The sequence below is a fragment of the Streptococcus suis YS56 genome (assembly GCF_000440115.1).
GTDB classification, from domain to species: Bacteria; Bacillota; Bacilli; order Lactobacillales; family Streptococcaceae; genus Streptococcus; species Streptococcus suis_L.
Genome location: NZ_ALMY01000087.1, coordinates 13,512 through 37,605, shown reverse-complemented (window position 1 = coordinate 37,605; position 24,094 = coordinate 13,512). Strand labels below are relative to the sequence as shown.

Here is a 24,094-nt window from a genome sequence, read left to right as displayed (position 1 = left end):
ATAAAAAAATTAGGTACAGCTTTTTTGTGATACATTCTCTTGTTTCTCAAGTAAAAAAGAAGCTCATCAGGCTTCTTCTTTAATAAACTGGCTCAAAACTCCATTGACAAACTTAGCTGAAGATTCATCAGAAAATTCTTTAGCCAATTCAATAGCCTCGTTAACAGCAACACGGTCTGGTGTTTCTTCGAAATGTAAGATTTCAAATAGGCCTAGTCGCATGATATTCTTGTCAATCAAGGTTAAACGGTCTAAGGTCCATCCTGCTTTTAATCGGCTAGACAACTCCTTATCCAAGTCATCACGATAGTCTGCGACACCATTGACAAGGTTAAGGAGAAAGAGCGGAATTTCAACTCCTTCTTGCTCTTCCTCTCTATCATAAAGATAAGAAAACTGAGCTGCCTGAACAGGTTCTTGACCAAATTCAAGTGATACGATTGCCTGCAAAGCACACTTACGCAGGGCATGTCTGTTATTCTTCATCAAGGAAATCCTCTCCGAATAAATCTTTCAATGCTGGTTTTGGTGTTTTATCAGGAACAATGCCGCTGACATGGATATTAACCGCAGCCACTTGAACTTCTGCATAATTGTAAACTGCTGTCTTGACTGCACGCTGGATGTCCATTGATACGGCAGGAACATTTACACCATATTCTAGATAGACGTAAATATCCGCAGTCACTCGACCTTCCTCGTCAGTTTCAAGATAAACACCTTTATTTAACGATGTTTTTGACCAACTGTCTGCTACACGCTTATTTTGAAGAGAATGTACTCCATCAACTTTCGCTGCAGCAATGCCTGTAATTACTTCAAGGACGCGAGGTGCGATAACAATCTCGCCTTGATATTCTGTTGTCATAGGCTCTCCTTTCTTAAGAGGAAACGATTAAGCACGTGATACGTAAGTTCCTTCTGCTGTGTTGATAACGAGTTTTTGACCTGCTTCGATAAAGTCTGGTACGTTGACGACAAGACCTGTTTCCATCGTAGCTGGTTTACCTGAACCTGTAACAGTCGCACCTTTGATAGATGGTTGTGTTTCTGCAACGACCAATTCAACAGTTGTTGGTACAGTAACACCGATCACTTCTGTTCCGTAGAACTGGATCTTCACATCGGAATTCTCCAAGATATAGAGCAATTCTTCTTTGATGGTCGCTACTGGAATTTCATACTGATCGTAAGTCTCAGTATTCATGAAATAAGCTGTGTCATCCATTTGGTAAAGGTACTGTGCTGGAACTGTTTCGATAATAGCTTGTTCAAATTTTTCATCTGGACGGTAAGTTGTATCGAAGGTTGAACCTGTACGTACATCACGCAATTTCATACGCATGATGGTGTTTCCTTTACCTGGTTTGTGGTGGCTTGCATCCAAAACTTTAATCAATTTACCTTCAGCTTCGAAGGTCATACCTGCTCTAAGTTTACTTGCTTCAATCATTGTATTGAATACCTCTTCAAATTTTATTTATTCGTTTTATTTTACCACAAACTGTCAAATTTCTCAAATGACAATCAATTCCTTGGGTGCTAATGTCAAGACTTCACAACCGTTTTCCGTAATCAATAGGTCATCTTCGATACGGACACCATATTTGTCATCCAAATAGATACCAGGCTCATCCGTCAAGACCATACCTGCCTTGATAGTCTCGTCAGATTTTCCAAAATACGGATATTCATGAATATCCAAGCCGATACCGTGACCGATGCCGTGTGTAAAGTTGGCTCCGTAACCCGCCGCATTGATAATCTCACGAGGAATAGCATCAAACTCGCGGTAGGTGACGCCTTCTTTGGCCTGCTCAATTAAAGCCTTATTGGCACGCAAGACCACATCGTAAATCTCACGCTCTTGATCTGTCACATGACCGATATGGATGGTCCGTGTCATATCGCTGACATAATGCTGGTAATAGCAACCAAAATCCAGCGTCAAGGTCTCACCCGTTTGGATAACCTTTTCAGACGCTCTTCCATGAGGCATAGCAGAGCGGTAGCCAGATGCCACGATGAACTCAAATGATGCCCCTTCTGCACCGAGTTGACGCATGCGGTGGTCAAGGAAATGATTGACGTCCATCTCAGTCGTCTGACCTGGTTTGATAAAGTCAAGAACATCAATAAAAGCCTGATCCGAAATTTGACATGCACGGCGAATGGTCGCAATTTCTTTCTCATCCTTAATCATACGCAAGTCTTCGATAAAGTTGGACATAGCGACCAACTGATACCCCTCAAAAATGCTGGTCAGATATTGATAGAAACCATAGGTCACTTCGCTATCAAAACCAAGCTTTTCAAGTCCATCTTCCCTAATCACCTTAGCAATTTCTTCAAGAGCAAAACGGCTGTCGATAATATCAAAGCCTTGCACTGTCGCCTTGGCAATCAAGGTATAGCGTGCGTCCGTCACAAACAAACGACGTTTGCCACTGATGAAGACAGTCGCCTCTGTTCCCCAAAAACCAGTTAGGTAGTAAATATTGTTTTGACCAGTTACCAAGATTCCATCAACAGTTGATTGAGCTAATTTTGCTTCGAATTTTTCAAGTCTTTTTTGCATCCTATTCCTCCAATGATTTTTTAACTATTATAGCAGAAAATTATGAATAAGAAAAACTACTGCCAAAAGACAGTAGTCCTATTTTTAACGAGAACGCAGCTCAACAGGTTCCAAGAATATGAGTTGTCCTAATTTAGCTACACCAGTAATTCTAGCTTTGATATGAAGGTTCTGTCCCAACTGAACTGAATCTGTATCATCTACGAGTTTTAAATCATAAAAGTTAACATTTTCAAATTTCATTGGTACTCCAAAATAATTAGAGGTGTTTTCATCAACCCAATCTCCACCTTCAATCAAATAATCAAAGCGAGTATCGTAACTTCCGTGAGGCATAACATGAGCGACATGTCCATCAAATTCGACAATTACCCCCTTATATTTCTCAAAAAATTCCTTGGCCTTTGCTTCATCGGGATTAGATAAAATATAGGCAAAATCTGGATTATCTGGCGTGATTACCTGTGTTTGTTGCTCTGTCTGACTAGTGCTTGTTTCAGTACTTGCTTCTTGTTCAGAACTAGAAGACGAACTTTCTAAGCTTGAGCTACTCTCTACATTATTGCTTTCTGTACTCTCCTCAGAGTTGTTATAGTCTTTAAAAGTATGATAATGAATGGTTATAGGCGTATCCTTTTCAAACAAGTCTCCCTCCGAAAAACTATCTGTCCCCTTTACTGTAATCTTTTCAATCTCCCCATCCTTAGTAAAAATTCCAAAGGTCAAATCTTCGATTTTCTGTGTTGATACATTTTCAAAGCCGGCATCCTCTAATTGCTTTTGAATGGACTGATAGTCTGCTTCTTCAGGACTAGAACCAACTGGAATAGCAATTTTATTTGTATCTGTTGTTTCGCTACTGCTACCACAGGCTACTAAACTAATACTTACCAAACAGGCTAGACATAAAAATAAGAATTTCTTTAACATAGTTGCTCCTTTATCTTTTGTTAGGTATATTGTACTACACACCATTTATTTTTGCAATACAAATAGTAATACATTTTGTGATATTTATTATTCGTTTATTTCGCTATACACTTGTAACAAGGAGCAAATAGATGGCATTCAAATTAAAATCAGATAAAAAAGAAACAGAAATCAAAACCATTCGATTTCCGTCAGAGTTGGTAGATAGAATTGAGGAAGCAATCGTCAAAAAAGATGTCAGTTTCTCAAGCTTTGTCATTCAGGCCTGTGACTATGCCTTGAATAATATGGATAAAGAGCAGTAAAAAAGAGCCGATGGCTCTTTTTTATAGTCTTTTAGTTTACTTTTAGTACTAGGCAACGAGCTGCAGGCATAACTGAAGTTAGGCAAGGCGAGTTCAAACACTCCAGTGGAGTGTTTGAAGTTGGAAATAAGGAAACAAAGTTTCCTCATTCGTCCAAGTAATAAAAGAAAAACTAAATGACGATACTTGCTTATTTCAACTTCATTTTCAGATACTGGCCTGTAAAGCTGGCTGGATTTTGAGCAACTTCTTCTGGCGTTCCTGTCGCGACAACGGTACCGCCACCGACACCGCCTTCTGGTCCCATGTCGATAATATGGTCAGCCGTCTTAATGACATCCAGATTGTGCTCGATGACAAGGACAGTGTTGCCGTCATCGACAAAGCGGGCCAAGACCTTGAGCAACTGAGCAATGTCCTCAGTGTGCAGACCTGTCGTTGGCTCGTCCAAGATATAGAGGGACTTACCAGTTGACCGCTTGTGGAGTTCAGAGGCCAATTTCATCCGCTGGGCCTCCCCACCTGACAGGGTTGTCGCAGGTTGTCCCAAAGTCACATAGCCTAAGCCCACGTCTTGAATGGTGCGGAGCTTCCGTTCGATTTTGGGAATGTGTTTGAAGAATTCCACCGCATCATTAACCGTCATATCAAGGACCTGAGCGATATTCTTCTCCTTGTAGTGTACTTCCAAGGTTTCCGAGTTGTAGCGATGTCCATGACAGACTTCACAAGGCACAAAGACATCTGGCAGGAAGTGCATTTCAATCTTGATAATCCCGTCACCCGAGCAGGCTTCACAACGACCTCCTTTGACGTTAAAGGAGAACCGTCCTTTCTTGTAGCCACGGATTTTGGCTTCATTAGTCTGGGCAAAGAGGTCACGAATATCGTCAAAGACACCTGTGTAGGTAGCTGGGTTGGAACGCGGTGTCCGTCCAATCGGGCTTTGGTCAATGTCAATCAGGCGGTCCAAGTGTTCAATTCCTGAAATGGACTTGAATTTACCTGGCTTGTCCGAATTGCGATTGAGTTTCTGTGCAATAGCTTTTTTCAAAATGGAATTGACCAGGGTTGATTTACCTGAACCAGACACCCCTGTCACCGCTACAAATTTCCCAAGCGGGAAACGAACAGTCACATCTTGCAGGTTGTTTTCCTTGGCACCTGTCACCTCTAAGAATCGACCATTGCCAATACGACGTTCCAAAGGAACTGGAATTTCACGTTTGCCAGACAGGTACTGGCCTGTAATGGATTTTTTATTTTTAGCTACTTGGGCAGGCGTTCCAGAGGCCACGATTTCTCCGCCAAAGACACCCGCACCTGGACCAATATCAATCAACCAGTCCGCCTCCCGCATGGTGTCCTCGTCATGCTCCACCACAATCAAGGTATTGCCCAAGTCCCGCATCTTTTTCAAGCTGGCAATGAGACGATCATTGTCTCGCTGGTGCAGACCAATCGACGGCTCATCCAGAATATATAGGACACCAGACAGGTTGGAGCCAATCTGAGTCGCCAAACGAATTCGCTGGCTCTCACCACCAGACAATGTCCCCGCTGCTCGTGAAAGCGTCAGATAATTGAGACCAACATTATTTAGGAAGGACAGACGATCCTTGATTTCCTTGACAATCGGTGTCGCAATCGTCGCTTCATTTTCAGACAAGGTCAGATGTTCAATGACTTCCAGATGATCCGCTACGGACAAGTCAGACAACTGCCCGATATGAAGTCCCTGCTCGCCACCAACTTTGACAGACAGGGCTTGGTCATTGAGGCGGTAGCCGTGGCAGGTTCCACAGGTCAGCTCATTCATATAAGCCTTCATGACCGTCCGCGTATAGTCACTATTGGTTTCACGATAGCGGCGATTAATGTTGGTAATCAAGCCCTCGAATGGAATGTCAATGTCACGCACTCCACCGAACTCATTTTCATAATGGAAATGGAATTCTTTCCCATCAGAACCGTTGAAAATCAGGTTCTTCTCCTCTTCCGTCAATTCCTCAAAAGGCTTATCCATGTCCACACCAAAGTGGTTCATGGCCTGCTCCAACATCTGAGGATAGTAGTTGGATGAGATTGGATTCCAAGGAGCCAAGGCACCCTCACGCAAGGTCTTGCTGGCATCTGGGACAATCAAATCCGTATCCACTTCCAGCTTCATCCCCAAACCGTCACAATCGCTACAAGACCCAAAAGGCGCATTGAAAGAGAAAAGACGAGGCTCCAACTCTGGTACCGTAAAGCCACAAACTGGGCAGGCATAGTACTCAGAGAAAAGCATTCCCTTCTCGTCCATGGTGTCGATGATGACATAGCCGTCCGCAATCCGCAGGGCCGCCTCAATGGAGTCAAAAAGCCGCGAACGAATGCCCTCTTTGATGACAATCCGATCGACCACGACCTCAATGTTGTGAGCCTTGCTCTTGGACAATTCTGGTACTTCCGATACATCATAGACATCACCATTGACCCGCACCCGAACGTAGCCGTCCTTCTGGATTTTCTCAAAAATAGTCTTGTGTTGCCCCTTTTTCTTCCGAACAATCGGAGCTAGAATCTGCAAACGCTGGCGCTCTGGCAATTCCAAGACCTCATCAACGATTTGTTCCACCGAAGAAGCCGCAATCGCTCCGTGGCCATTGATACAGTAAGGCACCCCAACTCGAGCATAGAGCAAACGGAGATAATCATTGATTTCCGTCGCTGTACCGACTGTCGAACGCGGATTCCGCGACGTCGTTTTTTGGTCGATGGAAATAGCAGGGCTGAGACCCTCTATGGAATCCACATCTGGCTTGTCCATGTTGCCCAAGAACTGACGAGCATAGGCAGACAAGGACTCTACGTAGCGCCGTTGGCCTTCGGCATACAGAGTATCAAAAGCCAAACTCGACTTACCAGACCCCGACAACCCAGTCACCACCACCAGCTTCTCACGCGGAATGGTCACATCAATATTTTTTAAATTATGGGCACGCGCCCCATGAATCACAATATTTTCTTGCATAACATGATATAAGTGCGTTAAGAAAGCGAGAAGAAAATAGGAAAATGTGACGTCACTTCGTGACAAAACATTTTGTCTTTTTCTCGACGCTTTTAGCACGCATTCGAATCCTTTCTAAGATACAAAGGGCGTCAAATGCACAGTCAAAATAGGAAACTGACGATGTGTCTGAAAGACACAAGGAAGTTTATCTTTTTGACACTGCATTTAGCCCGTGTTCAATTCCTTTCTAAAGATACAGAGCCCGTAAAACGTAAGGTGAAAATAGGCGGTAAGTCCGAAATCTGTGATTTCGAAGACGCACCCCCGTCAAGACAACTAGTGCTTTCACAGGTTGAAAACCGAAGAAAGTACAGATGTCTACGACGCAGAAGCCAGTTCCACATGCTTAAACATGAAGAAACCAGCAATTTTTCACACAGCGTTTAGGGCGTGTTCATTTCCTTTCTTAAGAGGCTATAAGCTATGGTATACGGAACAAGGAAAAATCCGTACAACTTATTCGCTTAAATGTCTACATATTATATCACATTTCTATATAAAACCTTTCCGAAACTGCACATTTTTTGGTATAATAGAGGTTGCGTTAACGCAACAAAGATAAAAGGAGGGCAAAGATATGAAACAAATTTTTCTATCAACCATGACTGATTTAGAAGAAATTCAAACCTTTGAACCAGGGGCTTGGATTAATTTGGTCAACCCCTCCCAGAGCGAGTCTATGGAAGTGGCTGAGCACTATAAAATTGACATCGCTGACCTGCGAGCACCACTCGATGCGGAAGAATCCTCTCGTATCACCGTCGAAGATGACTATACGCTCATCCTGGTCGACGTCCCAATTCTTGAAGAACGAAACAACAAGACATATTATATTACTATTCCTTTGGGAATTATTCTAACAGATGATGCGATTATCACGACTTGTTTGGAACCATTGCCACTGTTTGAGCAGTTTATCCATCGTCGTCTACGGAATTTCTTCACTTTCATGAAGTCTCGTTTCGTTTTCCAAATTCTCTACCGCAATGCCCAACTCTACTTGTCAGCCCTACGGACCATTGACAGAAAGAGCGAAGAGATTGAGAAGCAACTCCATGAGGCCACTCGAAATGAAGAATTAATTGTACTCATGGAATTGGAAAAAACCATTGTCTATTTCAAGGCTTCCCTGAAAACCAACGAGCGGTTGGTCAAGAAACTGGCTTCTTCTTCTCGCCTATTACGAAAATACGAAGAAGACGAAGATTTGTTGGAAGACACCCTGGTTGAAACCCAACAGGCCATTGAGATGGCAGACATCTATGGTTCCATCCTGAACTCTATGACCCATGCCTTTGCTTCTATCATTTCTAACAACCAGAATACCATCATGAAAACCTTGGCATTAGTGACAATCGTTCTCTCTATCCCAACCATGGTCTTCTCCGCATACGGTATGAACTTTAAGGACAACATCATTCCTTTTAACGATATTCCCTATGCTTTTTGGTGGATTATCCTCTTCGCATTTGCAATCAGCCTATCACTCACCTTCTACTTCATCCGTAAGAGATGGTTTTAACCTAAGGAGATTAACATGTCATTTACAGAAATCAACGGATTAACAAAAAAGAACCAAGAATTTATCCATATTGCGACCAACCAACTGATTAAAGATGGAAAGTCTGATAGCGAAATCAAAGAACTCTTGGAAGAAATTTTACCAACTATCATTGAAAAGCAAAAAACTGGCGTGACTGCCCGCAATCTCTATGGAGCACCCAGTGAGTGGGCTGCTAGTAAGACAATTTCTGAACAGGAAAAGAAAGACCAAGTGGAATACAATGAAAATCCATGGTTGATGTGGCTGGATTCTAGTCTCTTTATGCTGGCTATCATCGCTGGTATCAATGGCTTGATGAACCTGTTAGGACAAGGTGCCCAATATGGATTCTTTACCCTCTTAGTTATCGGTTTCGGTGTTGGTGCAGGGATGTACTTGATGTACCATTTCGTTTACAGAGAACAAATTAAAACTGGGCAACGCCCTAAATTGCTGAAAGCTATCGCTTTTCTCGGACTTGCTACTCTGGCTTGGTCAGTCGTTTTCATTCTGGCAGCACTGATTCCGGCCGCTTTTAACCCAGTTCTCCCTCCGCTTGTTACTATTCTTATCGGAGCTGCTGCTTTCGGTGCACGCTACCTCTTGAAAAAGAAATATAACATTCGCAATGCCATGTCCCCAGTTCAATAATAAAACAAAGCGATTGGAATATTCCAGTCGCTTTTGTTTATCTATACGATAATCTGAATACTCAATATACTTTCGTATTCTAAGCAAGCCGTTGAAACAGTCTAGCCACAGACTGTAACTCGCTTTATTTTTTCTTGGCTCGGGTTGAAACAGTCTATCCCCAGACTGTTTCAATCCACCAGACAATTACTCGCTTTCTCATTTTCAAGCTCATGAAAAATAACCCGCTCTCGCTATTGCGCATTTCACATTTTCATAGCGCAAGCTAAAAAGACCCGTCAGGGTCTCAATTCACCTTCTAATTTCCGAGCTCATGAAAAAACAGTCCATACTCTTATTGCGCTTTTCACATTTCCAGAGCGCAAGAAAAAATCGCCACACAGGGCGATTGCGCCTTTCCAGCTTCTAGGTCGTAAGCTAAAAAGAGTCGTAAGCTAAAAAGACCCGTCAGGGTCTTGATTCGCCTTCTAATTTCCGAGCTCATGAAAAAATGGTCCACTGGACCATTTTTTTAATCTTCGTTTACGAATGGTAGCAATGCCATTACGCGAGCACGTTTGATAGCTGTTGTTACTTTACGTTGGTTTTTAGCTGAAGTTCCAGTTACACGGCGTGGAAGGATTTTTCCACGTTCAGAAATGAAACGGCTAAGAAGCTCAGTATCTTTGTAATCAACATATTCAATTTTGTTAGCTGCGATATAGTCAACTTTTTTACGGCGTTTGAAACCGCCACGACGTTGTTGAGCCATGTGTGTTCTCCTTTATATTATTATTTTCAGACCTAGAATGGTAGGTCATCGTCTGATATATCCATTGGATTGCTTGCTCCAAATGGACTTTCTTCTCGAGCGAAGTTTGGTGTAGATTGTGCAGGTGCTTGATAAGGTGAGTTATAGTCATTTCCTCCAGCAAACGAGTTGCCAGCTGAATAGCCTCCACCTTGACCTTCACGGGCAGTACGGCTTTCCAAGAGTTGGAAACTTTCTGCAACTACCTCAGTAACGTAGACACGCTGCCCTTGCTGATTATCATAGCTACGAGTCTGGATACGACCTGTAACACCAATCAGAGCACCTTTCTTAGCCCAATTCGCCAAATTCTCAGCTTGTTGACGCCAAATGACTACGTTGATAAAATCCGCTTCACGCTCACCGTTTTGATTTTTAAAATTGCGGTTAACCGCCAAAGTAAAAGTCGCAACAGCTTGGTTAGACGGAGTATAACGAAGTTCTGCATCACGGGTCATACGACCAACCAATACTACATTATTAATCATACAACACCTTCTTACGCGTCAAGTTTGACAATCATGTGACGAAGAATGTCGCCGTTGATTTTTGACAAACGGTCAAACTCTTTAAGAGCTTCATCGTTGTTAGCTTCAACGTTAACGATGTGGTACAAACCTTCGCGGAAATCTTTGATTTCGTATGCAAGGCGACGTTTTTCCCATGCTTTTGATTCAACGATAGTTGCACCGTTGTCAGTCAAGATAGAGTCAAAGCGTGCTACCAAAGCGTTTTTAGCTTCTTCTTCAATGTTTGGACGAATAATATAAAGAATTTCGTATTTAGCCATTGATATGTTCCTCCTTTTGGTCTAATGACTCATGGTCTAGCCACGAGTAAGTGAGGGATACTCACAGAAAATAATTATACCATAATATAGAAAATGTGCAAGTGAAAACAGCTTACTGAAAACAATTTCACGAAAGAAAAGACTATCCAAGTTCATGGACAGTCTGATAGATTAAGCCACAATCGCTTTGGCTACTTCTTCTGTTGTCATGCGTGAGAAGTACTGTGTGGTGTCGATTTCTTGCAATTTGGCAAGAACATCTGCGTATTCATAGCGGGTGCCAACCAGCAAGTCTTCAATGTCTGACACATCACCAATACCGAAGAAGTCTCCGTAAATCTTGATGGATTCGATAACAGATTTTTCGGCCTTGATGTAGGTTGTGATTTTACCTGCTGGGTAACGAACGCTACGCTCCACTGTATATTCTGGTGTTTGACCGTAGGTCCAATCCCATGTCGCAAACTGGGTATCACGGATTTCTTTGATACGAGCCAAGTCACCTTCTGACAAGACATACTCGTCCATATCTGGATATTCTTGCTTCATCTGGTTGAGGATAGCATCTTTGAAGTCCAAAATCGTCATCTTCTCTGGCAATTCGTTATTGATATTGGTCACGCGGGCACGGACTGACTTGACACCCTTGGATTCAATCTTGTCCTTGCTGACCTTGAGGGCACTTGCGAGGACTGACATATCCACATCAAAGAGCAAGCAACCGTGGTGCATCATACGTCCTTTGGCATAGGCTTGGGCATTACCACAGATTTTCTTACCATCGATTTCCAGGTCATTACGGCCAGTAAAGTTGGCTTCTACACCTAGTGTTGCCAGAGTATCGATAACTGGCTTGGAGAAGGTTTTGAAATCAAAAGCTCCCTCGTCTGCCTTGTTAGAGATAATGGTGTAGTTGAGGTTGTTGAGGTCATGATAGACAGCGCCACCACCTGACAGACGGCGAACAACATGGATGCCCTTTTCGTCTGTGAATTCCTTGTTGATTTCTTCAATAGCATTCTGGTGCTTACCGATAATGATGGCAGGCTCATTAATCCAGAGAATAAAAATTTCGTCAATATCTGTTAATTCCTTGAAAGCGTAGGCTTCGAGGGCAATGTTATAAGCTGGGTCATTGCTGTTATTTACAATGTATTTCATGCAAAACTCCTTTATTGTTAACTAATTTTTATTATAGTGGAAACGATAACAAAAGACAAGCCACAAGACTTGTCTTTCTATTGTATTTTAGACGCTCTTATTATTTCCGTTTTGGTGGGTTGTGAATCGCAACACCCAGAACATCAAGGAAGGCTTCGTACATTACTTCTGAGAAGGTTGGGTGACCGTGGATTGATGCTGCCACGTCGTCAACTGTCAACTCAGATTCCATGATGGTTGCTGCTTCGTTGATCATTTCAGCTGCAACTGGACCGATGATGTGAACACCAAGGATTTCATGGTATTTCTTCTCAGCGATAACTTTTACGAAACCATGTGCTTCGTTAGAAGCAATGGCACGACCGTTACCAGTGAAGCTGTTGCGACCGATAAGGATGTTTTCTTTACCGTATTTCTCGATAGCTTGGTCTTCTGTCAAACCAACCATAGCGATTTCTGGGTGTGTGTAAACCGCTGCTGGTGTGAAGTCCAATTTAGCTTTATGGTGGTTACCGTGGATCGCATTTTCAGCTGCCACTTCACCCATACGGTAAGCAGCGTGTGCCAACATCTTCGTACCGTTGACATCACCTGGTGCGTAGATGCCTGGGATAGAAGTTTCTTGGTATTCGTTGACCTTGATACGACCGCGGTCCAATTCAAGGTTAAGATTTTCAAGACCAGCCAATTGTGGTACACGACCGATTGAAAGAAGGGCTTTTTCAGAAACGATTTCTGAGCCGTCATTCAACTTGATAGTCAATTGGTTGTTAGCTTCAACGATTTCAGATACACCAACAGAAGTCAAGAATTTCATACCTTTCTTAGAAAGGACTTTTTGCAATTCAACAGACACTTCGCGGTCCATACCTGGAATGATACGGTCAGCCATTTCAACAACGGTTACTTCTGTACCGTATGATGCGTAAACCAGACCAAGTTCCACACCGACTACGCCACCACCCATAACAGTGAGTGACTTAGGAATTTCACGCAAGTCAAGGATATCGTCAGAAGTCAATACCAGCTTAGAATCAATACCTGGGATGTTGATGCGTGATACTTTAGAACCTGTTGCAAGGATGATGCTACGACCTTTGATAACCTTGTCGCCAATGACAACAGTCTTGTCAGGGTTTACTTGACCAAGACCGTTGAAGATCGTTACCTTGTTAGCTTTCAAGAGACCTTGAACGCCACCAGTCAATGTCTTCACAACCTTGTTCTTGAAGTCAACTGTCTTGTCCATATCAACGGTGTAGTTAGTTGAAGCAAGATTAATACCACGCTCAGCCGCAATCTTCAAGCCGTCAAGGATTTCAGCGTTCTTAAGGTAGGTCTTAGTTGGGATACAACCCTTGTTCAAGCAGGTACCACCAAATTCTGATTTCTCAACGATAGCGATTTTACCGCCCAATTGAGCACCACGAATAGCGGCATAGTAACCAGCAGGACCACCACCGACAACAACCATGTCGTACTCATCAGCTGCCAATTCAGCCTTAGGAGCTTGTAGAGCTGCTGCAGGAGCTGCAGGTACTTCCAAACCAGCCGCCTTCAAGTCAGCAGTTGCTTGAGCAACTTCAGCTGGAGCAGGTGCAGCACCCACTTCAACTGTTTCACCTTCTGCACCAAGGTAAGCAATGACTTCAGTTACAGGAACAGTTGCACCGTTACCGTGAACAATTTTCAAAAGAACACCTGATTCTTCCGCTTCCAATTCCATACTTGTCTTGTCTGACATCATCTCCAAGATAACATCACCTTCGTTGACAAAATCACCCTCTTGTTTTTTCCACTCGATGATTTCGCCTTCTTGCATATCTACACCAAGTTTCGGCATAATAATTTCAATTGCCATAGTTATGATACAAAGAACGTCAAATGCGACAGAATTTTAGGAGTCCAACGAAGGATGCTTGCATCCAAGGCGGACTATCTAAATTCCGAAGCATTTAGTTCGTGTTCAAATGTCACGAACTCGTTCTACATCCTTTCTTTATTTTTTCTCTTTACCAAATTGAGCACAGGCTAAAAACCTATTGAAAAAGATAAATCGCCTCGTGCCTCAAGGCACATCGTTGATTTCCTATTTTCATACGGTTTTCTTAACGCCTTTTGCATCTTATCTCAGATCAACAATTCCAATGGGTTTTCCAGCAAGTTCTTCAAGTCAACCATGAACTTAGCACCATTCATACCATCAATGATACGGTGGTCGATGGTCAAGCAGAGTGCCATGATTGGACGGATTTTGATTTCGCCGTCGATAACAACTGGTGTTTGAACAGTTGATGCTACACCAAGGATTGCTGAGTTTGGTTGGTTGATGATTGGGTTAAAGGTTTTAGTACCAAACATACCCAAGTTGGTGATAGAGAAGGTCGAACCTGACATTTCAGCCCCCTTCAACTTACCAGATTGAGCCTTCTTGATGACATCTTTCGAAGCCACCACAAAGTCAGACAAGCTCATCTTATCTGCGCCGTGAACAACTGGCACCACCAAGCCATCATCTAGACCTACTGCGATACCAAGGTTGACGAACTTGTGTAATTCGATTTCTTGTGCATCGTTAATCAAAGATGCGTTCATGTAACGGTGTTCTTCTTTCATCAAAGTACGAACAACCGCAAGACCAATCAAGTCTGTAAAGGTTACTTTCAAACCAGTCTTGTTCATGATTGGCTCAAGGACTTGCTTACGAAGTGCAATAAGGTTGGTCATGTCGATATCGTAGTTAAGCGTAAAGGTTGGAGCTGTCAAGTAAGAGTTGACCATACCTTTTGAAATTGCCTTACGCATTGGGCTCATCTTGATGATTTCAACGCCTTCTGGCAATTCTTTAGCTGGTTTTTCTTCTGCTTTCGGTGCTGGAGCAGCAGTTTCTACAGCAGCCGGAGCAAGTACTGCAAGAACGTCGTTCTTGACAATCTTACCGTTGACACCTGAACCTGCAAGGGTTGACAAGTCAACACCTTGGTCTGCTGCAATACGGGCTGCAAGCGGAGTTGCTTTTGGAGCTGCTCCCTTGAAGTCTTCGACGTCAACCTTGTGGACACGACCGTTAGCACCTGTTCCTGGAACAAGACCCAAGTCAATACCAAGCTCACGCGCCAACTTACGCGCAGCTGGAGTAGCGCGCACCTTGCCACCACCTTGTGGTTTGGCAGCAGCTGCAGGAGCAACGATGACTGGTGTACGACCTGCAGGTACTTCTTCAATAGCCGCTGCTGGTTCAACAGCCGGAGCACTACCGACTTCGACTGTTTCACCTTCTGCACCGATGTAGGCAATGACTTCTGTTACAGGAACGGTAGCACCGTTTCCGTGAACAATTTTCAATAGGACGCCTGACTCTTCTGCTTCCAGCTCCATGCTGGTCTTGTCAGACATCATTTCCAAGATGACGTCGCCTTCGTTGACAAAATCGCCCTCTTGTTTTTTCCACTCGATGATTTCACCTTCTTGCATGTCCACACCGAGCTTAGGCATAATGATTTCAATAGCCATAATTATGATACAAAGAACGTCCAAATGCGACCGAATTTTAGGAGTCCAACGCAGGATGCTTCACATCCAAGGCGGACTATCTAAATTCCGAGCATTTAGTTCGTGTTCTAATCCTTTCTTTCAGTCTCTTACCTTGTCAAGAACCAAACCAGACTTCGATAAGCGAAGTGGCTCAATTCTTTTCCAAGCATTCTTAGTCATGCTAGAACATTTTATTTCTAGCATAGCAGGGTTAGCGTCTTTCCGATTGTATTTCTGCCAAGGCGATTTGGTGCAGGCATAACTGACCTTTGGCAAGCCAAATCAACACAGTCAGAAAAGATAAGCGGATGACGATAATATTAGCCCTTGTTTACTTGCTTGTAGATTGCCGCTTTGATTTTCTCTACGTTTGGCAATACTGCGTTTTCAAGAATGTTTGCGTAAGGAACTGGTACATCGTCTGAAGCGATACGGATGATTGGTGCATCCAAGTAGTCAAAGGCTTCGCTTTCTGTGATGATTGATGCGATTTCACCGATGAAACCACCTGTTTTGTAAGCATCGTTAACCAAGATAACCTTACCAGTTTTCTTCACAGATTCGATGATCAATTCTTTGTCCAATGGGATAAGGGTACGTGGGTCAACCACTTCTACGCTGATGCCTTCAGCAGCTACTTCTTCAGCCGCTTTCAAGGCACGTTCCAACATACGACCGTATGAAATGATGGTTACATCTGTACCTTCACGTTTGATTTCACCTTTACCAAGTGGAATGTAGAAATCAGGGTCCAAGTTCACTTCTTCTTTTTTACCGTAAAGAGCTTTTGGCTCCAAGAAGATAACTGGGTTGTTGTCAAGGATAGATGATTTCAAAAGACCTTTTGCATCATTAGCTGTACCAGGTGCAACCACCTTGATACCTGGGATGTGAGTCAACCAAGCTTCAAGAGATTGTGAGTGTTGTGCCGCTGAACCGATACCTGATCCAGATGCCACACGGAAGGTTACAGGTGTTTTCAAGCCACCACCAAACATGTAGTTGGTTTTAGCCGCTTGGTTAACAATCGCATCAAGGGCAATTGTGATGAAGTCCATGAAAGTCAAGTCAACGATTGGACGAAGACCTGTTTGAGCCGCACCAACCGCAGAACCAGCGATTGCTGCCTCAGAGATAGGCGTGTCGCGAACGCGTTTTGGACCAAACTCATCCAACATACCAACAGATGTACCGAAGTCACCGCCGTAGATACCGACGTCTTCACCCATCAAGAATACTTTTTCATCCTTACGCATTTCTTCGCTTTGAGCCAAGTTAATCGCTTCACGCAAGGCCATTACTTTTGTTTCAGCCATTTTTTACTCCTAATTTATATCAATTTATCTTTACTATACTAAACTGTACTAAAGTTTGACTTGCTCTTTAGAGCTTAGTCAAACTTCTTACGTTACAATCGTGTTCGGTCTAAAAACTCGGAAAAAAGAGACGCAACCGTTTCAGATTCAGCTGAATTACGGATGTGGCTACCTTTAGGTGCGAACTTCCTTGTGTGCAAGCACACTGTGTTAGTTCCCTATTTTTCAGTCGTTTTTTAGACGACCTCACAACTTAGTTAGAATTGTACTCGAACTAAGGACTGTGCGAATTTCATGTTTAACTATTGTAGTTACTGCGTCGTAGACAACTGTACTTTCTTCGGTTTCACCTGTGAAAATACTAGTTGTCTTGACGAGGGTGCGTCTACGAAATCAAAGATTTCGGACTTACCGCTTATTTTCGCTGTGTCCATTTAACGTTCTCATTACTTACGACACGGAGACTATTCAGCCGATATTGCTGAATAGGCGAAGTTAGTGAGGTAAGTAGGTAGTCCACCATAGTGGCTACCGTAGTTTGACTTGCTCTTTAGAGCTTAGTCAAACTTCTTACGTTAGTCTACAAACACATCTTCGTAAGCTACTGAGATGTCTGGATCTGGGCTTTCTTGTGCGAATTTTACAGATGCTTCTACTTGTTCTGCAACTTGTGCTTCGATGGCATCCAATTCTTCGTCTGTCGCAATCTTGTTTTCTGTCAAGTATTTGCGGTATTTCTTAAGCGGGTCTTTTGCTTTCCACTCGTTGACTTCTTCTTTGGTACGGTAAACACCTGCGTCGGCAGTTGAGTGACCAAACCAGCGGTATGACTCAACCTCAACCATTGCTGGTCCGTTACCTGCACGAACGTATTCGATGACTTCTTGCATTTTCTCATAAACGGCAATGACATCGTTACCATCTTCAACATAGTGACCAGGCATACCGTATGCAGCAGCACGTTGGTAGAGGTGAGGAATCTTAGTCGAATAAGAAATATCTGTTGAGATACCGTAACGGTTGTTAGTGATGAAGAAGATAACTGGCAAGTTCCAAACAGCTGCCAAGTTCATTGACTCGTGGAATGAGCCTTCGTTAGTAGCTGAGTCACCTGAGAAGGCGATAACGATATTATCTGTACCAAGATATTGTTGAGTAAGGGCTGCACCTACTGCAAGGGCATAACCACCACCTACGATACCGTTTGAACCAAAGTTTCCTTTTTCAACGTTTGCCAAGTGCATAGAACCACCACGACCTTTTGATGTACCAGTTGCCTTACCAGCAAGCTCAGCCATCATGCCGTTGATGTCAATACCTTTTGCAATAACGTGACCGTGACCACGGTGGTGTGAGAAGATGATGTCTTGGTCTGTCAATCCAGCAATAGGTCCAACAGCTGCAGCTTCTTCACCGACTGAGAAGTGAGTCATACCTTGTACAAAGCCACGACGCACCAATTTGTTCAATTTCATATCAACATCACGGATTTGTTGCATTTTCAAGAACATATCCAAGTGTTGTTCTTTTGAGATAGATACCATAATTTCCTCCAAAGGTTTTTCTCTTTCTGTACTATGATAGACCAATATTTCACAAATGGCAAGTAATTGAACCGTTTTCTTTTTACAGAAAGTTTCCTGAAACAGCTTGATTTCGTGCGTTTTTTCACAAATCTATCAAAGCTAACCACCTTCTTTTTGAAAAATATTTCACAAACTTGAAATCCTCTTGAAAGCCCTTATCCTTTCTGTTAATATAAAGAAGGAGGTGCTTATGGAATTCGATTTATTTCTCAATATCTGTAACTACATTGGTACGATTGCATTTGCAGTTTCTGGAGCAGTAAAAGGCTTTAAAAAGAATCTAGATATCTTTGGGATTTGCCTTCTCAGCATCATTACTGCTGTCGGAGGTGGTATCATTCGTGATACCATGGCCAATCGTATTCCTACTGCACTTACCGATCCAAAAGCCATCTATCTTTCCCTTGTGGTCGCCATTGTCATGTATAGTATCGTCATCAATGTCAAACAGGACAAGCCATTCGATAAAAAAATGATTTATTTTCTGGCACAGACAAACCTTGTTTTTGATGCGATTGGGCTTGCTATCTTTGCCCTCATTGGCGCAAGTACTGGAGTATCTCTTCATTTGAATGCCATGACCAGTGGGATTTTAGCAGCCTTAACTGGGGTTGGAGGTGGTATTGCTCGTGATTTGCTCGTCAATGAAACCCCAATCGTTTTGAAGGAAGATGTCTATGCAGTATTAGCTCTTTTTTCTGGCATCCTCTACCACCTTTGTGTCGTTAATTGGCACTTCCCTCAAATTCCAACCTTTATCAGCATTTTTACAATCAGCTTGATGATTCGTTTACTTGTTATAAAATATAAAATCAATCTTCCCAATATGGAACATAAAAGAAAGGCCTGAGTAGGTAAAACTCGGACCTTTTCTTATTTTTTCGGCTTACCAGCCACCACGTCCACCAGGACCTGTATGTACAATTTCAGTAATTTGTTCACCATTGACTGTGACCGTACCACCAGTCAATTCAGCTATCCCATCAAAGTCGAAGGAAGATGTTGGTGCAGTTACTGCAATGCTACCACCAGAGATGTAGATATCACCGTTAGCATCGAAGGCATCTGTATCTCCACTTCCTACTGCAACTTTCAAGTCACCACCTGTCACCTTAATAAAGATATCTGATGAAGTTGTGCTCGCTGCATTAATGGCATCATCTGAACCGTAAACATCCAAGGTACCACCATTGATGGTAATATTGGTTCCCTCAAGGGCTTCTAGTGATTCAGGTACTGTAATGGTACCACCATCAATTGTCAATGCAGTTTCTGCTTTGATACCATCATCGCCTGCTCTAACAGTGATTTCACCACCTGTAATAGTTGTGTAACCTTTTGTCGTATCTGTATCATTGGTTGATTTGATACCATCACCACCTGCAGTTACATTGATTGTTCCGCCATTGATTGTCAATGAATCTTTACCACGAATACCATCATCAACTGCTGTCACTGTGATATTTCCTGCATTGATTACTAAATCATCCGTTGAAACAATACCATCTTGGAAATTACCTTCAACTGTCAAGTTACCATTACCAGTAATGGACAAGTCAGCTTCGACGTGGATGGCTCCTTCGATGTTTGTATCTGAGTGATTGCTGGTATCTTTTACTGTATTACTTGTACCATCTTGAATTTCCAATTCAACGTTGTCTGCGCTAATAACATTGATAGCTGCTGTATCAGAGCTTGAAACTTCAGCTCCTGCCAAGATGATTCGTACATTAGCATCAGTTTCAACTGTTACACCTGCAGTTGTTGAACCTGTCAAAATGTAGGTACCACCCTCTGTAATTTTCAAGCCATCATTTGACAAAGTCACTTCTGTTGTTGGAAGAGCTGACCAGTCAATAGATGAAGAACTTGAATCAGATGATGTTGAGTTACTTGATGTAGTTGATGATTGGCTAGTCGTTACCGAACTTGATGTTGTTGTTGAACTAGAAGTTGAAGAACATGCTGCTAAGACACCAAGACTCATAAGAGTAACACCAGAGTAAAGTAAGTTTTTAAGATTTGTTTTCATATTATAGATTCCTTTTCTTTCTTTAGAAAGTCGTATCCCTTCCTGATACGCTCCTAGTTTACCTTTCCTTCCTAAAAGAAAGATTAAAGATTGCCAAAAGAAAACTTAAAGTCTGATTTTTACCAGTATGCTTGTACTACCTAGGCTCCTTCCACTACCGTCCATTCAACATTCGTTCCATGATTACCCTTCCCCTCAAGGAATACCCTATTAAAATTGGGTCCCCTGATGTAGACCGCCTGAATTTGAACTTACGTCCTTTCCTCTCTATTTGAAAATGAAAAGAATAAAAAGGAAAACAAAGTTATGATGCCAAATAGTAAATAATTACTCCTTATACCAAAGTTATCTGCGAAAATACCAGCTAGAAAGTCCGATACCATAAAACTAATGGAAATAAATAAATTATAGACCGACCATGATACTGCTCTATTTTTTTCTATCGAACTATTAAACATAGAATAAAAATGATTATTATAACTTGAATTGAGAACACGCATCAATAAAAATAATACAATTTCTATGAATACATTCGTTTGAAAAAACATAAAAATAGCTAGCACTGGTAGTAATAAACTGATTTCAAACTTCATTTTTAGGTAACTCCCCAAAGCCATAGCTATATTAAACATGAATAGTACTATGCCCAACATATCTAGTGAAAGTCCCTGTTCATTTAGAAAAATGCCTGCATAGGAATTGCTGATCATAATTAGAGTTGAGAATGCTACTCCTAACAGTAGTAAATACCATGGAATCGTTTTAACATCATCAAAGCTAAAAAATCTTGAATCATTAGGTAATTCATTTTTTATTTCAGGTAATTGTATCACATTTAAGAGGCTGAAAATGACAAATACAATCGAAATAATAATCGGATAAATATAATTCCTATTCAGTAGATAGGGAGATATAATTGTAATAATCGCTATAAAAATGTATTTTACCGTATTGAGGTATTTCAAAAAAGATTGATATACTAGCTCGTTGCCAATTAATTCAAAATTATAAGCATTAAGAACGCCTGAAGATAAGGATTCTGACAAGCCAAAAAATATCGCTGAAATATATATTATTTTTGATTGTCCTAACAGTAAGCAAGATAGGGCTAAAGTTAATAACAAATTTGATAAAATCAAAATTTTCTTATAGCCAAACTTACTTGAAAGAAAACTTAAAGGAATATCAAAAACTGAGCCGCATAACTCAGTAATCACTGATAAAGTAGCTATTTCTGTGAAAGAGAAGCCCAGATGCTTTAAGAGCAATACACCTATAAAATAGTAGGGCAATCCGGACAAAAATATATTCATCATGTATAAGTTCAAAAATCTTTTACTCATAATTGGCAAACTGAGTCTCTAAAATATTCTGGACTCTTCTCCTTGATCAAGTTAACATAGCAGCCACCCTCGCAAATTTTTAACAATCCACAAGATAAACACTTAGAATTCTTCGTTCTAAAAGAACGAATCCCTCCATACAACGGATCATCATACCAAACATCTAACAAATCTTTTTCAAAGGCATTCTGCTTAGTTTGATTAACTCCTAAAAAAGCAATGCAGGGCAAGATATCCCCATTAGACATTATTTCCATCTTAGTATATTTTGCACGACATCCATAATACATTTCGTCAAACTCTGAAAATTCAATTGAATTATTTATCAACTCTGGATAAGCGGTGAAAAGATGACATCCCTCAGTAGCAAAATTTAAATTTGCTTCACGTTGAGTTATATAATCTGTAACATACTCATTCAACCTTCTCAAATCAGCCAAATCGTATTTTTTCTTTATTTTCGTATATCCTGTTACCTCAGAATAATTAGCTACTGAAAACCTATCTATTTTATTCTCTATACAAAAATCAACCAATTCTATAATTTGCTCATAGCTTTGCTTTGTATACACTGCATTAATTCTACATTTTTTTCCAACCTCATTAAAGTACTTCGCTAATTTTATTTGTCTATCAGGTCTCACCCCCATTAATTCAAAATTTAATTTAGAATCTAAAGTCTGCAAAGATAAAACCGGTGTAATATATTTAGATTTAGCTAGAATTTCTACTGTACTTTTCTTTATTAATTGGGCATTAGTTGTTATAGTAGTCTTTATCTTTAGTTCCTCACAAGCTATCAACAAATTATCAATATCAAAATATCTAGTCGGTTCCCCTCCTAAAATTGAAACACTTAACACTCCATTATCTTTTGCTTGGCGCAAAATTCTTTCCCAATCTTTAGCAGGTTTGGCATTTCTATCTTCACGATTTGCTAAAAAACAAAAACCACATTTTAAATCACAGTACATACTGGGGTATATTACTAGTTCAAGCGGAAAACTCAGTATGTTATGTTTTTTTAATTTTGCTACATGCTTTCTCGCATTTTGAAGAGTCTCGTAAGGATTGTTCGATGAATCCTCAATATTATTATCAGAATAGATATTTAATGATAATGCTCTCTCTAGTTTCCCCATCTCAATTTCTTTTTTAAAAAAAGAAGTTGCAATTTCAATACCATGATTTTGAACTAAATATAGAAAGAAAGCCTCAGTCTCATCTAACTCTATTCTTTCAAAATTTGTTTTGTTTATTAAAATTCCACCAAACTTTTCTAATCTAAATAAAATATCTTCTGAAATTGTCCTCATCTTGAACACCTCTTTAAAAAAGCAGAGGAAAATAACCTCTGCTTAACCTATGTATAAATTACTTTATACATGCCAACCGTCGCCTTTTGCCATAGCACTAGACTCAAGGACTTTTTCAAGTTCTTTTGACATAATTGCTACTCCTTTCGAACGTGATACTGTAAGTATATTCTTTTAAATCAATTACAATAAAATGTTCCCATATATGCCAATTAACTATTTTCTGTTAAAATTTTTTTCAAATGTTCTTCATAAATCTGTGCCACATGATCACTACCTGCTAATTTCATCGCTCCAATACACTTCCTCATTTCCACAATCGCAAATTTACTTCCAGTTTTGCGATAGCGATAAAGATTTTGAGCATAGAGAAAAACAAGTCTCTCATAAATTTCTGTTTCGATAAAAAAGCACTGTTTCAATTGCTTCTCAAAATACAAAGCATCTATAAGATTTTGCCGTTCGATACAGGTGATATAGGAATTAAGTAACATCGTAGAAATAAGACGACGATTATTAGGGATTTCTTTAAAAAAGTCTGACCGTCTAGACATTTCCCTCGCTAATACTATGAAAACATCATATTTCAAGACATCTAAAGTATTCATGAAAATCAAAAGTTCATAATAGCCCCAGTATTCCACACTAAATAAATAGTCAGTTAATTCATCTAAGTCTTTATCATTGTAATAATTTTCCCCTGACAAATCTTGCAGGCGAATCTTTAATAAAATGATATTGATGTGATAAAATTTCTCCCGTTTATCCTCCGATTCTATCTGAGAATAAAGAAGTTTTTTCATGCCTTCGACATCACGAGTAGATACATAATAACGTACTTTTGACAGGAGCTCATTTAGTTCATCTCTATGAAAATCATGAACCGCATACATAAATTCATCGATCGGCATGTTAATTTCATCCAATATGAGTAAGAACTTTGAAATCGTTAAGTCAGTCTCTCCTTTCTCAAATCGAGAGAGCTGAGACGTTGAGATACCAACCTTTGCGACATCTTTTAATTTTAATCCTCTCGATTCTCGAAACTTTTTAAAAATTTCTCCAAAATTTTTCATCTCTCCTCCTCCATCACGCATATATGGGAATAATTTTTGTTTGATCCTATAATAGCATACAATAAAGAAAAATAAAAGTGAGGAT

The 24,094-nt window shown here is 41.0% G+C and carries 23 protein-coding genes; 4 read left to right on the top strand and 19 right to left on the bottom strand.

Features of this window, described 5'->3' with window-relative positions; all coding sequences use genetic code 11:
- Positions 1–66: 66 nt before the first annotated feature.
- The 5 genes from nusB to SST62_RS0111255 form a co-directional block, all read right to left on the bottom strand.
- The gene (nusB, locus tag SST62_RS0111275; protein WP_002938276.1) at positions 67–486 is read right to left on the bottom strand and encodes a transcription antitermination factor NusB; all 420 of its coding nucleotides are present in this window, start codon (positions 484–486) and stop codon (positions 67–69) included.
- Positions 476–868, bottom strand: a complete 393-nt coding sequence (locus tag SST62_RS0111270; RefSeq protein WP_002942446.1) for an Asp23/Gls24 family envelope stress response protein — start codon at positions 866–868, stop codon at positions 476–478. Before SST62_RS0111270 ends, nusB begins: the two co-directional genes overlap by 11 nt.
- 27 nt (positions 869–895) lie before the next feature.
- On the bottom strand, positions 896–1,453 hold the full coding sequence (efp, locus tag SST62_RS0111265; RefSeq protein WP_002942436.1) for an elongation factor P: 558 nt from the start codon (positions 1,451–1,453) through the stop codon (positions 896–898).
- A gap of 63 nt (positions 1,454–1,516) precedes the next feature.
- Positions 1,517–2,578 (bottom strand): M24 family metallopeptidase, encoded by a 1,062-nt coding sequence (locus tag SST62_RS0111260; RefSeq protein WP_029187411.1) that lies wholly within the window; start codon positions 2,576–2,578, stop codon positions 1,517–1,519.
- 84 nt (positions 2,579–2,662) lie between these two features.
- Positions 2,663–3,508, bottom strand: coding sequence for a DUF4839 domain-containing protein (locus SST62_RS0111255; protein ID WP_029187410.1), 846 nt, complete (start codon positions 3,506–3,508; stop codon positions 2,663–2,665).
- A gap of 131 nt (positions 3,509–3,639) precedes the next feature.
- Here SST62_RS0111255 and SST62_RS1000000112820 point away from each other — a divergent pair, with 131 nt between their 5' ends.
- Complete coding sequence (locus SST62_RS1000000112820) at positions 3,640–3,813, top strand: YlcI/YnfO family protein (RefSeq protein ID WP_002942417.1); 174 nt, start codon at positions 3,640–3,642, stop codon at positions 3,811–3,813.
- 190 nt (positions 3,814–4,003) lie between these two features.
- Here the strand turns inward: SST62_RS1000000112820 and uvrA are convergent, their stop codons facing one another.
- The gene (gene uvrA / locus SST62_RS0111245; protein WP_029187409.1) at positions 4,004–6,829 is read right to left on the bottom strand and encodes an excinuclease ABC subunit UvrA; all 2,826 of its coding nucleotides are present in this window, start codon (positions 6,827–6,829) and stop codon (positions 4,004–4,006) included.
- Positions 6,830–7,448: 619 nt separating this feature from the next.
- Here uvrA and SST62_RS0111235 point away from each other — a divergent pair.
- On the top strand, positions 7,449–8,393 hold the full coding sequence (locus SST62_RS0111235) for a magnesium transporter CorA family protein (protein WP_002939248.1): 945 nt from the start codon (positions 7,449–7,451) through the stop codon (positions 8,391–8,393).
- Positions 8,394–8,408: 15 nt separating this feature from the next.
- Positions 8,409–9,065: a DUF1129 domain-containing protein gene (locus tag SST62_RS0111230; RefSeq protein ID WP_029187407.1), complete on the top strand. Its 657-nt coding sequence runs from the start codon at positions 8,409–8,411 to the stop codon at positions 9,063–9,065.
- A gap of 511 nt (positions 9,066–9,576) precedes the next feature.
- Here the strand turns inward: SST62_RS0111230 and rpsR are convergent.
- The 8 genes from rpsR to SST62_RS0111190 form a co-directional block, all read right to left on the bottom strand.
- A complete protein-coding gene (rpsR, locus tag SST62_RS0111225; RefSeq protein WP_002939250.1) occupies positions 9,577–9,816 on the bottom strand; it encodes a 30S ribosomal protein S18 in 240 nt (79 codons plus the stop codon).
- Positions 9,817–9,848: 32 nt separating this feature from the next.
- Positions 9,849–10,343, bottom strand: coding sequence for a single-stranded DNA-binding protein (locus tag SST62_RS0111220; protein ID WP_002942409.1), 495 nt, complete (start codon positions 10,341–10,343; stop codon positions 9,849–9,851).
- Between the two features lie 11 nt (positions 10,344–10,354).
- Positions 10,355–10,645 (bottom strand): 30S ribosomal protein S6, encoded by a 291-nt coding sequence (gene rpsF, locus SST62_RS0111215; protein ID WP_002942403.1) that lies wholly within the window; start codon positions 10,643–10,645, stop codon positions 10,355–10,357.
- A 171-nt stretch (positions 10,646–10,816) separates the two neighbouring features.
- Positions 10,817–11,806: a lipoate--protein ligase gene (locus tag SST62_RS0111210; RefSeq protein WP_029187406.1), complete on the bottom strand. Its 990-nt coding sequence runs from the start codon at positions 11,804–11,806 to the stop codon at positions 10,817–10,819.
- A 100-nt stretch (positions 11,807–11,906) separates the two neighbouring features.
- Positions 11,907–13,667, bottom strand: a complete 1,761-nt coding sequence (gene lpdA, locus SST62_RS0111205) for a dihydrolipoyl dehydrogenase (protein ID WP_029187405.1) — start codon at positions 13,665–13,667, stop codon at positions 11,907–11,909.
- A gap of 269 nt (positions 13,668–13,936) precedes the next feature.
- Positions 13,937–15,319, bottom strand: coding sequence for a dihydrolipoamide acetyltransferase (locus tag SST62_RS0111200; RefSeq protein ID WP_029187404.1), 1,383 nt, complete (start codon positions 15,317–15,319; stop codon positions 13,937–13,939).
- 341 nt (positions 15,320–15,660) lie between these two features.
- Positions 15,661–16,656 (bottom strand): alpha-ketoacid dehydrogenase subunit beta, encoded by a 996-nt coding sequence (locus SST62_RS0111195; RefSeq protein WP_002942393.1) that lies wholly within the window; start codon positions 16,654–16,656, stop codon positions 15,661–15,663.
- A 575-nt stretch (positions 16,657–17,231) separates the two neighbouring features.
- A complete protein-coding gene (locus SST62_RS0111190; protein WP_029187403.1) occupies positions 17,232–18,200 on the bottom strand; it encodes a thiamine pyrophosphate-dependent dehydrogenase E1 component subunit alpha in 969 nt (322 codons plus the stop codon).
- A 232-nt stretch (positions 18,201–18,432) separates the two neighbouring features.
- Between SST62_RS0111190 and SST62_RS0111185 the strand changes: the two genes are divergently transcribed.
- Positions 18,433–19,092, top strand: a complete 660-nt coding sequence (locus tag SST62_RS0111185) for a trimeric intracellular cation channel family protein (protein ID WP_029187402.1) — start codon at positions 18,433–18,435, stop codon at positions 19,090–19,092.
- Between the two features lie 36 nt (positions 19,093–19,128).
- Here the strand turns inward: SST62_RS0111185 and SST62_RS0111180 are convergent, their stop codons facing one another.
- From SST62_RS0111180 to SST62_RS0111165, 5 genes are all read right to left on the bottom strand, one after another.
- Positions 19,129–20,274 (bottom strand): carbohydrate-binding domain-containing protein, encoded by a 1,146-nt coding sequence (locus SST62_RS0111180; RefSeq protein WP_029187401.1) that lies wholly within the window; start codon positions 20,272–20,274, stop codon positions 19,129–19,131.
- A 251-nt stretch (positions 20,275–20,525) separates the two neighbouring features.
- Positions 20,526–21,617: an MFS transporter gene (locus SST62_RS0111175; RefSeq protein WP_024376422.1), complete on the bottom strand. Its 1,092-nt coding sequence runs from the start codon at positions 21,615–21,617 to the stop codon at positions 20,526–20,528.
- Complete coding sequence (kwcM, locus tag SST62_RS0111170) at positions 21,614–22,933, bottom strand: KxxxW cyclic peptide radical SAM maturase (RefSeq protein WP_029187400.1); 1,320 nt, start codon at positions 22,931–22,933, stop codon at positions 21,614–21,616. Before kwcM ends, SST62_RS0111175 begins: the two co-directional genes overlap by 4 nt.
- Before the next feature lie 63 nt (positions 22,934–22,996).
- Entirely contained in the window at positions 22,997–23,065 is a 69-nt protein-coding gene (locus SST62_RS1000000112955) for a KxxxW-cyclized peptide pheromone (protein WP_099778207.1), read from the bottom strand.
- 80 nt (positions 23,066–23,145) lie between these two features.
- Entirely contained in the window at positions 23,146–24,009 is an 864-nt protein-coding gene (locus SST62_RS0111165) for a helix-turn-helix domain-containing protein (protein WP_029187399.1), read from the bottom strand.
- Between the last annotated feature and the right edge of the window lie 85 nt (positions 24,010–24,094).